This window comes from Sphingobium sp. FW306-1B-F04DB, from assembly GCF_058781925.1.
The window spans coordinates 77,512-89,600 of record NZ_JBYSXE010000011.1 but is presented as its reverse complement, the minus strand read 5'-3'; the positions used below and the strand labels follow the sequence as shown (position 1 = coordinate 89,600).

The following is a 12,089-nucleotide window of genomic DNA, read 5'->3' as shown; positions in this document are numbered from 1 at the left end:
GTCGGCGTGGGGGTGGGCGTGATGATGACGCCATCGCCGGGCGAGGCCACGTCGTCGGCGCCGCACGCAGCCAGCGTGCTCAGCGCGCAACCCGCGAGGAAGATCGAGCTAATCCGTTTGATCGAGGCCATGATGCAAATGCTCCGGTTATCCGGTTTGAGGAATGAGCTGGCGGAGAATCGGCCGAATCAAAGCCCCCTCTTCTCGCCCTCCGGGTGCGGCCTCTAGTGGTGGTTGATGACGGCGTTGTGCGAGTCAGATGACGCTTCAAAGACTGTCATATGACGCTTTTATTGCGCCCAAATCGCCGGATGCAGAAAATGCAAGGGGCCATGCCGCATCGCGGCATGGCCCCTGTGTCACCGGTAACAAAAAAAATTTACAGCGCTGTCAGCTGGAGCGGTTCTGCCACCCCCCGCCCAGCGCCCGGAACAGGTCGACCTGCGCGGTCGCTACGCGCGCGTCGGACAGCGCAAGGTCGGCTTCGGCTCCGGCCAGCGTCCGCTCGGCATCGAGCAGGGCAAGCGAGTCCGTCTTGCCCTCGCGCAGGCGGGCGCGCTCGATGCGTGCAGCCACTTCGGCCTGCTCGCGCGCCGCCGACAATGCAGTACGGCGATCAAGCTCGTTCGCGTAGAGCGACAGCGCGGTCTCGGTTTCCTCGAGCGCGCGCAGCACGGTGCCGTCGAAGCTGGCGAGCGCCGCCTGCGTCGTTGCCTCTGCCTGCTCGATCCGCGCGCGATTGGCCTCCTGGTTGGGGAAGGACCAGCTAAGCAGCGATCCCAACAGCCACCGCAGCGGCCCGCCGCCGAACAGGTCGCCGATCGACGAGCCCGTCGACCCGATCGAACCGCCAAAGCTGATCCGCGGGTAGAGATCGGCAGTCGCCACGCCGATCCGCGCGGTCTCCGCCGCGAGCCGGCGTTCGGCCTCGCGGATATCGGGCCGTCTCGCGAGCAGCGCTCTGCCGTCGCCCACCGGGATCGGCTGATCAAGACGCAAGGTGGTCCGGCGCGCGCCCGCCTGGGTGGGGAGCTCGGCGGGCGCGCGACCGGTGAGCGTGGCGAGGCGGAACAACGCCCCGTCGCGCTCGGCTCGAAGCGGTGGCAGCGTGGCGCGTTGCTGGTCGCGGAGGGATGTGACGCGAGCAACGTCGAGCCGCGTGCCGCGACCCGCTTCATAGCGTTTGGTGGTAAGGGCGAGTGTCTGGTCGATCAGCCCGACGGTGCGCTCGGCCACCGCAAGCCGCTCGGCGGCCGCGGCCGCGTCGGCATAGGCGCGCGCGGTCTCTGCGGCCACTGCCACCTGCACCGCGTCGCGCGTCGCTGCCACCGCATCGGTATCGGCATTGGCCGCCTCGATCGAGCGAGTGACGCGGCCGAACAGGTCGACCTCATAGGAGATGTTGAGCCCGGCATCGAAGCTCCAGTCCTCGCGCTGCGCGCCTGGGGCGCGCTGTTCTGCCGGCAGGCGACTATAGCTGGCGCCCGCGCCGATCGTCGTCTGGGGGAGACGACCGGCGCGGGTCTCGCGCAGCACCGCTCTGGCGCGCGCAAGATTGGCGGTGGCGACGCGCAGATCGGTATTCGCCCGGAAGGCGTCTTCGATCAGCGCATCGAGCACAGGGTCATTGTAGAGCCGCCACCAGTCGCCCTCGGGCTCGGCGGTGGTCACCACAGGCTTCGCCGAGCCGATAAAGGCGCCGGCCGAAGTCGATGGGGTGGCAGGTGCCCTGTGGTCAGGGCCGACCGCGCACGCGGCAAGCGTGAGCAGGCTGGCAAAGCCGAGTACGGTCGAACGGATGCGGGACATTATCTGTCTCCCTTATTCTGCGGGCTGCAGCACTTCGGGCTGCGGCCGCCGCCGGCCAAAGCGCTCGGCGAGCGTCCGGCTGGCTACATAGAAGGTTGGCGTAAAGACGAGACCGAAGAAGGTGACGCCGATCATGCCGTAGAACACCGCGGTGCCCAGCGCCTGACGCAGCTCCGCACCGGGCCCCGAGGCGAGCACCAACGGCACCACGCCCAGGATGAAGGCGAAGCTCGTCATCAGGATCGGCCGGAGCCGGGCCCGTGCAGCCTCCACCGCCGCGTCAACGATCCCCGTGCCGCGTTCTTCGGCCTGCTTGGCGAACTCCACGATCAGGATCGCGTTCTTGGCGGCCAGGCCGATCAGCACGACGAGGCCGATCTGGGTCAGGATATTATTGTCCAGCCCCCGGATGTTGACGCCCGCCATTGCGGCCAGCAGCGTCATCGGCACGATCAGGATGATCGCCAGCGGCAGGATCAGGCTTTCGAACTGCGCCGCCAGCACGAGAAAAACGAAGACGACGGCCATGGCGAAGACGATCGCCGCCGTGTTTCCGGCAAGCTTCTGCTGGAAGGCGATGTCGGTCCATTCGGTGCCAAAACCCGCGGGCAGCTCCTCGGCCAGCTTCTCCATCGTGACGATCGACTGGCCCGACGAATAGCCGGGAGCAACCGAACCATCGACCTCGACCGCGGGGAAGAGGTTGTAGCGCGTCACGCGATACGGCCCCGTCCTGTCCTCGAAGGTCGCGACCGCACCGATCGGCACCATCTGCCCCGAATTGGAACGCGTCTTGAGCTGCGGAATGTCCGCGGGATCGTCACGCCAGACGGCGTCCGCCTGTGCGGTCACGCGATAGGTGCGGCCGAGCAGGTTGAAGTCGTTGACGTAGGACGAGCCGAGATAGACCTGCAGCGCCTCGAACACCCGCTCGGGCGGCACACCCAGCGTATCGGCCTTGGCGCGATCGATATCCGCATACACGCGCGGCGTCCGGGCGTTGTAGAGCGTGTAGACGTTGGCGAGGCCGGGAGTCTGGTTCGCCTTGCCGATCAGTTCACCCGAAACCTTCTCCAGCGCCTGCGGCCCCTGCCCCGTGCGATCCTGCACGAGCATGCGGTAACCGCCCGCGGCACCGATGCCCTGGATCACCGGCGGCGGGACGACGAGCGCGAACGCTTCGTCGATGCCGGCCACCGCTGCGCGCATGTCGTTCATGATATTGGCTTCGGTACGGTCGGTGCCCGCACGCTCCTCGAAGGGCTTGAAGGTGATATAGGCGGCGCCCGTGTTCGATGCCTGCGTGCCCGAGGCCCCGTCAAAGCCCGAGAACATCACCGCATCCTGCACGCCGGGAACATCGAGCAGCTTCTTGACGCCCTTCTTCAGCACCGCATCGGTCCGCTCGATCGAGCTGCCCGCGGGAAGCTGGAAGACCGCGAGCGCATAGCCCTGATCCTGCGGCGGAATGAAGCCCGCGGGCGTCACCCAGAACAGCCCCACCGTCGCGGCGATCAGGCCGCCATAGGTAATGAGCATCTTCCGCGGCTGCAGGACGAGCTTGCGCGTGACGTTGCCGTACCAGACGCTGAGCCTGTCGAAACCGGCATTGAAACGCTGCGCGCCGACCCACGCCATCCGCCGCCAGCCGCTCGCGGGCGCCTCCTCAGCCTTGGGCTTGAGAAGCCGCGCGGCGAGCGCGGGCGAGAGCGTGAGCGACAGGATCAGCGAGATGATCGTCGCGGTCGAGATCGTCACCGCGAACTGGCGGTAGAACTGGCCCGAGATGCCGGTGATGAACAGTGTCGGGATGAACACCGCGCACAGCACGAGCACGATCGCGACCAGCGCCATCGACACCTCGTCCATGGAGCGATGCGCAGCCTCGCGCGGACTTAGCCCGTGTTCGAGGTTTCGCTCGACATTCTCGACGACGACGATCGCGTCGTCGACGACGATGCCGATCGCGAGCACCAGGCCGAACATCGACAGCGTGTTCAGCGAATAGCCGAGTCCTGCCAGCACCGCGAAGGTACCAATCAGCGACACGGGGATCGCGACGACCGGAATGAGTGCCGCGCGCCAGCTCTGGAGGAACACCAGGATGACTATGACGACGAGCAGGACCGCCTCGAGCAGCGTCTCCTGCACCGCATCGATCGATTTGCTGATGAATTCGGTGGGATTCCAGATGACCTTGTACGCCATTCCCTTCGGGAACTGCTTCGAGGCGGCTTCCATCTCGTCCATGATGCCCTGGGCCGCGGCAAGCGCGTTGGTTCCGGGGCGCTGGGTGATGCCGAGCACGAGCGAGTCCTGACCCGAGAGATAGGCGTTCACGCCGTAATCCTCGGCGCCCAGTTCGACGCGTGCGACGTCGCGCAGGCGCGTAATCTGGCCGTCGGCACCCGTCTTGATCACGATGTTGCCGAACTCTGCGGGATCTTTGAAGCGGCCCTGCGTCTCGACATTGAGCTGATAGGCGGCGCCGGTGTCATAGGGCGGCTGCCCCACCGTGCCCGCCGCGACCTGCACGTTCTGCGAACGCAGCGCCGATACGATCTCGCCGCCGGTCAGCCCCAGTTCGGACGCGCGGCCGGGATCGATCCATACGCGCATCGCATAGTCACGCGCGCCGAAAAGCTGCACGTCGCCGATGCCATCGACGCGGGTCAGCCGGTCGCGGACCTGCGACAGGATGTAGTTGGACACATAGGCGCGATCGAGCGAGTTGTCGGGCGAATAGACGTTGATGGCCATCAGCCAGGACGGCAGTGCCTTGCGCACGACGACGCCGAGGCGCCGCACTTCCTCGGGAAGCCTCGGCTCGGCGAGCGCCACGCGGTTCTGGACGAGCACCTGCGCCTGGTCGAGATCGGTGCCGAGCTTGAAGGTGACCGTCACCGTCAGCTTGCCGTCACCGGTCGACTGGCTCGAGATATAGAGCATGTCGTCAACGCCGTTGATCTCCTGCTCCAGCGGAGCGGCTACGGTGTCCGCCACCGTTTCAGCGGAGGCGCCCGGATAGCTGGTGCTCACGGTGATCGTGGGCGGCACGACGTCGGGATATTGCGCGATGGGCAGCCCGAAATAGGCGATCGCGCCGACAATGGTGATGATGACCGCGATAACGCCCGCGAAAATGGGACGCGCGATGAAGATATGGCTCAGGCGCATATCGGTGTCTCTCTCTTTCCCGCCGCCCCGCAAGGGAACGGGGCGGCGGACGGGTTCGGGATCAGCGTACGGCGAGCGTCGCCTGCGACGCGGCCGGGGCCGAGAAGGATTTGGGCGCTGCGGTCTGCTGTGGCGCTTCGATCTTGCCCGGGCGCGTTCCGACCTTGCTCCCCGGCTGGGCGAACTGGACGCCCGAGATCACAATCTTGTCGTTCGCGGCGATGCCCGAGCGCACGCTGCGCAGGCCATTGACCAGCGGACCCAGCTCGACAGGCTTGACCGCTACGCTGCCGTCCTTGCCCACGACATAGACGACCTTGCGTGTCTGGTCGGTCTGGACCGCCGCATCGGGGATCAACAGCGCATCGCGCGTTCCCGCCGCGGCGAGCCGCATGTTGCCGAACATGCCGGGCGCCAGGAAATAATCGGGGTTGGCGACCACCGCACGGCCGCGCATCGTCCCCGAACCGGGGTCGATCGCGTTGTCGGTGAAATCGACCTTGCCCTTCCAGCTATAACCGGACTCGTCCTGAAGGCGGATCTCGACCTGTGTCTCGGAGCCCTTCCCTTCCTGCTTGTCGCGCAGTGACTTGAGGTACAGCGCCTCCGATCCGTCGAAGCTGAAATAGATCGGGTCCTGCGCCAGCACCGTGGTCAACATCGACTCGTTCGCCGAGACGATGTTGCCGATATCGACACGACGGTCGGAAATCCGACCCGTGACGGGCGCCCGCACCTCTGTGAACTCGACATCGAGCGCACGCTGGCGAATGACCGCCTGCGCCGCTGCAACCCCGGCTTCTGCCGAACGCGCGGCGGCGCGGAGCGTGTCGACTTCTTCCTGTGACACCGCATCGTCATCGATCAGCCGCGACGCACGTGCCAGTTCGCTGCGCGCCAGCGCAAGCTGGGTCTGCGCGCTGGCCGCACGGGCCTTTGCTTCGGACAGTGCTGCCAGAAACGGCCGCTGGTCGATCGTGAACAGCAGCTGCCCCTTGCGGACGATATCGCCATCCTTGAAATGGATCGCCTGGAGCTGCCCGGAAACGCGCGGCCGGATCTCGACCGACTGGCTCGCCTCGAACCGGCCGACATAGTCGTCCCATTCGACGATACTGCGCTGAATCGGTGCGCTCACGGTCACCGTTGGCATCGGCGGCGCATCGGCGTGCGCCTCCTGTCCGCCAAAGCCCTTGATCCCGACCAGTGCCAGCACGCCAAGCGAAACCGCAGCGATGCCGCCCTTGGCGCGGCGCGACAGTCGACGCCAGGCGGGACGGCCCTCGGAACTGGAATCAGCGGACGCGTCGACCTGCTCGTCGACCTTGATGAAATTCTGATACATGATGATCCCTCCTCTGGCCCGTCTTAGCGGGCGTAGGATGCGGCGCGGGCGCCATGTCTGAGCCATGCCGCCTGCACACGGTCGAAGCCCGCGCGCAGAAAGGCGTTGACTTCAGAGTCGGCGAGACGATCGCCTGCGGTGCGAGCAAGAATTGCGAAGCGCCGAAGCGCCTCGAGCCGGGGGTCGGCGAGCGGATTGGCCCGCTTGACCGCGAACAGCGCTTCGAAGAAGGCGCCGACGCGCGACGGCGGCTCAAGGCTCCACGCCTGCTCCGTCCGGGACAGCGCGATCACCCGCAATTCGAGCTCGTCGAAAGGCACGGCGGCGGCGGCCGGTGCAGCGCTAACGGGCCGAGCATGTGCGACGGGCGCAAAAAGCCCTTCATCGAAGGCACGATATGCCATCCGAAAACTCCCTGTTCTGCTATTGCCGTTGACGTGACCGAATCAGTGGATGATAATGTTACTGACAGGTACGTTCTGATGTGTTACGTACCGTTCAGTTACATTTCGTCAAGCGAAACTTTTGGATGAACCGCACATGAAGGCCAAAGAAAAGCTGTCAGGGTGCAAAGGGGAGGTGCTGGAACCGCGGAAAAACGCGGCACAGCGCGTATTTGAAACCGCACAGGAGCTGTTCTATCAGCGCGGCATCCGCGCCGTTGGCGTTGACGAGATCGTCAGCCAGGCGGGGGTGACCAAACCGAGTCTCTATCGCAGCTTCGCCTCGAAGGACGAACTCGTCACCGCGTGTCTCGACAAATATGCGCAGGAGGCATGGGCTCAGATCGACGCAGCGATCGCAGCAGCAGGCGAAGACCCCCGCGCGCAGATCGACGCATTTGTGCGACACTATGCGGACCAGATTCAGCAGCCCGACTTTCGCGGCTGCCCCATGTCCAACACCGCGATCGAATTCCCCGAACCCGGTTATCCCGGACGTACGACGGCCGAATCGTGCAAGGTCGAAACGCGCAAGCGGCTGCTCGACATGACACGGCGCCTCGACACGCGTGACCCCGAAGGACTGGCCGACGCGCTGCTCATGCTGATCGAGGGTGCCTACAGCACCTACCACGTGTTCGGCAGTCAGGGACCGGCGAGCTCGCTCGTCCAGTCGGCGACGACGCTGATCGACGCCTGTGTGGCGCGAGGGCAACAGTCGCAGCGCTAGTTAGCGCTCCACCTCCCCGTTTATCCTGCGTTCAGGTCACAGCGGGAAAGGTCGCCGCCCTGTCCGGCAAGAAAGTACCATGCGTTTCGATCTGAATCTGCTGAGGAATCTGGCGATGCTGCTGCACACCAAAAGTGTCACCAGCGCGGCGCAGAAACTCGACATGAGCCAGCCTGCCATGAGCCGCGCATTGGCCGAGCTCCGGCAGGTCTTCGGCGACCCTCTACTCGTCCGTACCCGCGGCGGAATGTTGCTCACGCGCCGCGCGGAGGAGTTGATCGGCCCAGTGCAGCAATGGCTGCATGAAGCCGAGCGCCTCATCAGCCCGCCCCAGATCGAGCTTGATACGCTCCGCCGCCGCTTCGAGATCATCGCGGCCGATTATGGCGTGCTCTCGGTGCTCAGGCCCGCGATGCCCGCGATCATGGCAGCCGCACCCGGCGTCTCGCTCAATATCAAGCCGCATATCGGCGACGTCGTTGCACGGCTCGCGACGGGAGAGGTCGATCTGGTATTGAGCTGCACCGAACCCGATCGGATGTTCGTCCATGAGCGCCATCTGCGCCGCGAGGAGTTCGTGTGTCTTGTCAGGCGCAATCACCCGCTGGTACATCTCGCCACCGCGCCCACGCTCGACGACATCCTCGCCTGGCCGCACGTCAGTGTCAGCGTCAGCGAGCAGACCGATGATCCCGTCTCGCTCGCGCTCGCACGACAGGGGCGCGGGCGACATGTGGTCGCGACGACGCCCTATTTCGCAGGCGCACAGACGCTGCTCCACGACACCGACATGGTCCTGACGCTGCCCGCCAGCCTGGCGCACGATGTGCCCGTCAACGCGGGACTGCAGCTGATCGCGGCGCCGCCCGAACTGGGGGGCTTTGACTATTGGTTGATGTGGCACACGCGCAGCCAGAGCGACCCTGCAACCCAGTGGCTTATCGACCTGATCTCGCAGCAGGGCGCGGGCAAGATGTTCGACGAACTGTTGCTTATCGCCGCTGAATAACACTTATCCGGCATCGGCATTTTCCTTCTGCGCCGGCTTCTGACATGACCCCCCGCAACAGGGGATATCGATAACAGAGCCGCGCATGCGCGGACGCAAAGCGTGCGTCACACGACGTTCGCCCGCGTTCGCTTGCGCACTCAACAACGGAGCTTCCGCCATCGCGCGACCGCGCGATCGCATCCCTTCCCCGCTCTCAAGGACATGACCACCAATGCGTAGCCTGCTTGCTGCCACCTGCCTGACTCCCGTCGCCTTGCTTGCGACCACCGGCTCCGTCTTCGCGGAGACCGTCGTCAGCACCTCGGTGACCACCCCCTATCGCACCTCGACCGCCGCCAATGGCGCGCGCGACGACGTCCGCGTTGCGGCCGCCGGAACCGTGAAGCCCACCTCGGGCACCGCGATCACGCTCGACAGCAACAACAAGGTGACCAACGAAGGCACGATCCAGATCACCGATGCCAACGATGCGACGGGTATTCTCGCCAATGCGGGCGTGACCGGCTCGATCACCAATTCGGGCAAGATCATCATCGATGAAGGCTACACGCCGGCGGATGGCGACAAGGACGGCGACCTTGACGGTACCTTCGCGCAGGGCGCGCGCCGCTTCGGCATCCGCGTCGCCCCCGGCGGCACCTTCACCGGCAACATCACCAACAGCGGCGAGATCACGATCGAGGGCAATGATTCGGCTGCGATCGCGCTCGACAGCACCCTCGCCGGCTCGCTCAACACCAGCGGCACGATCGCGGTCACCGGCGATCGCAGCTATGGTGTTCGCGCAAACGATGTCACGGGCGACGTCTCATTGCGGGGCTCGATCTCGGTTCGCGGTGCAAACGCCGTGGGCGCTGCGCTTGACGGCGATATCGGTGGCAAGCTGCTGATCCAGGGCGGCATCACCTCGACCGGTTACCGCTCGACGGCGCTGCCCGCCGACGCCTCCAAGCTCGACGCCGACGATCTGCTGCAGGGCGGCCCTGCGCTACGGATTGCGGGCAATGTCTCCGGCGGCATCCTGTTCGACATTCCGCCTGCAGATAAGGATCCCAAGGATACCGACGAGGATAAAGACGGCATCCCCGACGCCTCCGAAGGCGCTGCTGCAATCTCATCGATCGGCGCAGCGCCCGCGGTGCTAATCGGCTCGGCAACCGATGACATCACCATCGGCGCGGTCTCGGGCAGCACCAGCGGGCACGGCATCGTCATGCGGGGCGCGATCAGCGGCAGTGGCGTCTATAAGGACATCGCAGCCAATGGCATGGTCATCGGCGGGCTTGGCGGCGCGGTCAACATTGCAGGCGGCATGACCGTCGAAGGCACGATCGTCGCTGTCTCGAACGGCGCCAATGCCACCGCGCTGCGGATCGGCAACGAAGCGACGCTGCCCACTCTCGCGGTTTCGGGTCGAATCGACGCGGCCGGCGGCAATGCCACAACCTCGAACGTCGCTGCAATCGCGATAGACGCGGGTGCCAATGTCGCCAAGGTCAGCAACAGCGGGCTCATCCGCGCAACGCGGTCGGGCACCGACGGCGTCGCCACGGCGATTGTCGATCGCTCGGGCACGCTGACGCTCATCGAAAATACCGGCGGCATCACTGTCGACGGGCCTGCCGCGGACTCGGGCAAGGCGATCGCGATCGACCTCAGCGCCAATACCGCGGGCGCCACCGTTCGCCAGACAGTCATCACCGGCAACGGCCCCTCGATCAAGGGCGACATCCTGTTCGGCGCGGGCGCCGACCTGCTCGACATTGCGGATGGCACGGTCACCGGCACGACCAGGTTCGGCGCGGGCGCCAATCGCCTGAACCTGTCGGGCGATTCGATCTACAAGGGCAATGTCGTGTTCGGCGCCAATGCCGACACGGTGACACTGGCCGGAACCGCAAGCCAGGCGGGCAACATTGATTTCGGCGGCGGCGCCGACACGCTGTCGATCTCCGGCACCGCAAGCTTCATGGGCACGCTGACGAACAGCGCCGGCCTTGCGGTCAACGTCGCCGGCGGTGCGCTCAACCTGACCGGCACGGGCGCTACCACGGTCGCCTCGCTCGCCGTCGGCGCCACGGGTGCGATCGGCGTCAACATCGACGGCACCACGGGCGCGCATACCGCCTACAACGTTACCGGCAATGCCAGCTTCGCACAGGGCTCCAAGGTGCTGGTGCGCATGTCGAGCCTAGGCGATGCCGAGGGCGACTACGTCATCGTCCGCGCAGGCGGCCTGACGGGCGCCGCCAATCTGACGAGCGCCGACACCGTGCTGCCCTATATGTTCGCCAGCAAGCTGACCGCTGACGAGACGGCGGGGCAGATCTCGCTCAACATCCGCCGCAAGGATGCGGACGAGCTTGGCCTGAACCGCTCGGAATCAGCTGCCTATGACGCGATCTATGCCGCCCTTGGCGCGGACAAGCCGCTGGGCGACGCGTTCCTGACGATTGCGGATCAGGACAGCTTCCAGCACCAGCTTCGCCAGATGCTGCCCGACCATGCCGGTGGCGTGTTCGAGTCGGTCACGCAGGGCTCGCGCGCGACCGCGCGCCTACTCGCCGATCCGACCGGTCCCTTCAAGGCCGAGGACGGCTGGGGCTTCTGGATCCAGCAGGTTGCCTGGGGGACCAGCAAGGATCTCGGCAACACCGCCGCCTACGATATCAGCGGCTGGGGCATTTCGGGCGGCGCCGAGATCGTGACCGAAGGCGCCGGCAATTTCGGTGTCTCGCTCGCCTATCTCAACGGCAAAGATGGCGACGGCGAAACGAGCAACGAAGTGCTTGCGGGGCAGTATGAGGCCGCTGCCTACTGGCGTGGCCAATGGGGAGCGCTGCGGGCCTACGCACGTGCGTCGGCCGCTTATGTCGATCTTTCGGGCAGCCGCTATTTCACCGCCGGTACGGGCGACACGCGCGTCACGCGCACCGCGTCGGGCGACTGGAGCGGCATGCTTTACTCGGCCGCGGGCGGCGCATCGTATGAGATCAAGCTCGGGCGGTTCAGCCTGCGTCCCGCCGGATCGCTCGACTATTACCGGCTCAAGGAAGACGGCTATACCGAAACCGATGGCGGCACGGGCTTCAACCTGATCGTCGACGACCGGACCAGCGACGAGTTCGCCGCATCGGGTACGCTGGCGCTTGCCTATGACTGGGGCGGCCAGAACCCTGATTCGGGCTGGTTCCGCACCGAGATCGAGGGCGGTCGCCGTCAGCTCATCGGCGGGTCGCTGGGCGCGACCAATGCGCACTTTGCCGGCGGCGAGGAGTTCACCCTGCTCGGCGAAGAGCGTGAGAGCGGATGGATCGGCGCGCTGCGCCTGGTCGGCGGCAATGCGGGCTTCCGCATCGGCGGCGAGTTCAATGCGGAGGAGCAGCAGGGTCGCGCCGCGGTTGCCTTCCGCGCTTCCCTGCAGATCGGCCTCTGATCCGATAGGCAGGGCCATGGGCCCGCGCCGGTTCCCCCACGAACGCCGGCGCGGGCCATGGTTGCATGGCTCGTCTTTTCCCTGCATGCGGCTCCGCATCCGGCATCGCCGGCGGCGCATTCTGCTGACGAAAGGGA

7 protein-coding genes are annotated in these 12,089 nt (G+C 65.9%); 3 read left to right on the top strand and 4 right to left on the bottom strand.

Annotated features, from left to right (window positions below; translation table 11 throughout):
- Positions 1 to 390 precede the first annotated feature (390 nt).
- The 4 genes from AC3WJD_RS08065 to AC3WJD_RS08050 form a co-directional block, all read right to left on the bottom strand.
- Positions 391 to 1,809, bottom strand: a complete 1,419-nt coding sequence (locus AC3WJD_RS08065; protein WP_492746079.1) for an efflux transporter outer membrane subunit — start codon at positions 1,807 to 1,809, stop codon at positions 391 to 393.
- A gap of 12 nt (positions 1,810 to 1,821) precedes the next feature.
- Positions 1,822 to 4,986: an efflux RND transporter permease subunit gene (locus AC3WJD_RS08060; RefSeq protein ID WP_492746078.1), complete on the bottom strand. Its 3,165-nt coding sequence runs from the start codon at positions 4,984 to 4,986 to the stop codon at positions 1,822 to 1,824.
- Positions 4,987 to 5,047: 61 nt separating this feature from the next.
- Positions 5,048 to 6,331 carry an efflux RND transporter periplasmic adaptor subunit gene (locus tag AC3WJD_RS08055; RefSeq protein ID WP_492746077.1) on the bottom strand — a complete coding sequence of 428 codons (1,284 nt, stop codon included), beginning with the start codon at positions 6,329 to 6,331 and terminating at the stop codon, positions 5,048 to 5,050.
- Between the two features lie 23 nt (positions 6,332 to 6,354).
- Positions 6,355 to 6,735 (bottom strand): hypothetical protein, encoded by a 381-nt coding sequence (locus AC3WJD_RS08050; RefSeq protein ID WP_492746076.1) that lies wholly within the window; start codon positions 6,733 to 6,735, stop codon positions 6,355 to 6,357.
- 136 nt (positions 6,736 to 6,871) lie between these two features.
- Between AC3WJD_RS08050 and AC3WJD_RS08045 the strand changes: the two genes are divergently transcribed.
- The 3 genes from AC3WJD_RS08045 to AC3WJD_RS08035 all read left to right on the top strand — a co-directional run bounded on the left by AC3WJD_RS08045 (position 6,872) and on the right by AC3WJD_RS08035 (position 11,952).
- Positions 6,872 to 7,504, top strand: a complete 633-nt coding sequence (locus tag AC3WJD_RS08045; RefSeq protein ID WP_492746075.1) for a TetR/AcrR family transcriptional regulator — start codon at positions 6,872 to 6,874, stop codon at positions 7,502 to 7,504.
- Between the two features lie 79 nt (positions 7,505 to 7,583).
- A complete protein-coding gene (locus tag AC3WJD_RS08040) occupies positions 7,584 to 8,513 on the top strand; it encodes a LysR family transcriptional regulator (protein WP_492746074.1) in 930 nt (309 codons plus the stop codon).
- A 214-nt stretch (positions 8,514 to 8,727) separates the two neighbouring features.
- Entirely contained in the window at positions 8,728 to 11,952 is a 3,225-nt protein-coding gene (locus AC3WJD_RS08035) for an autotransporter outer membrane beta-barrel domain-containing protein (protein ID WP_492746073.1), read from the top strand.
- The last annotated feature ends 137 nt before the right edge of the window (positions 11,953 to 12,089 follow it).

Excerpts from the sequence above, each read along its gene's own strand:
- AC3WJD_RS08060 (WP_492746078.1), bottom strand. The coding sequence starts at position 4,986 with ATGCGCCTGAGCCATATCTTCATCGCGCGTCCCATTTTCGCGGGCGTT.
- AC3WJD_RS08035 (WP_492746073.1), top strand. The coding sequence starts at position 8,728 with ATGCGTAGCCTGCTTGCTGCCACCTGCCTGACTCCCGTCGCCTTGCTT.
- AC3WJD_RS08065 (WP_492746079.1), bottom strand. The coding sequence starts at position 1,809 with ATGTCCCGCATCCGTTCGACCGTACTCGGCTTTGCCAGCCTGCTCACG.
- AC3WJD_RS08040 (WP_492746074.1), top strand. The coding sequence starts at position 7,584 with ATGCGTTTCGATCTGAATCTGCTGAGGAATCTGGCGATGCTGCTGCAC.
- AC3WJD_RS08045 (WP_492746075.1), top strand. The coding sequence starts at position 6,872 with ATGAAGGCCAAAGAAAAGCTGTCAGGGTGCAAAGGGGAGGTGCTGGAA.
- AC3WJD_RS08055 (WP_492746077.1), bottom strand. The coding sequence starts at position 6,331 with ATGTATCAGAATTTCATCAAGGTCGACGAGCAGGTCGACGCGTCCGCT.
- AC3WJD_RS08050 (WP_492746076.1), bottom strand. The coding sequence starts at position 6,735 with ATGGCATATCGTGCCTTCGATGAAGGGCTTTTTGCGCCCGTCGCACAT.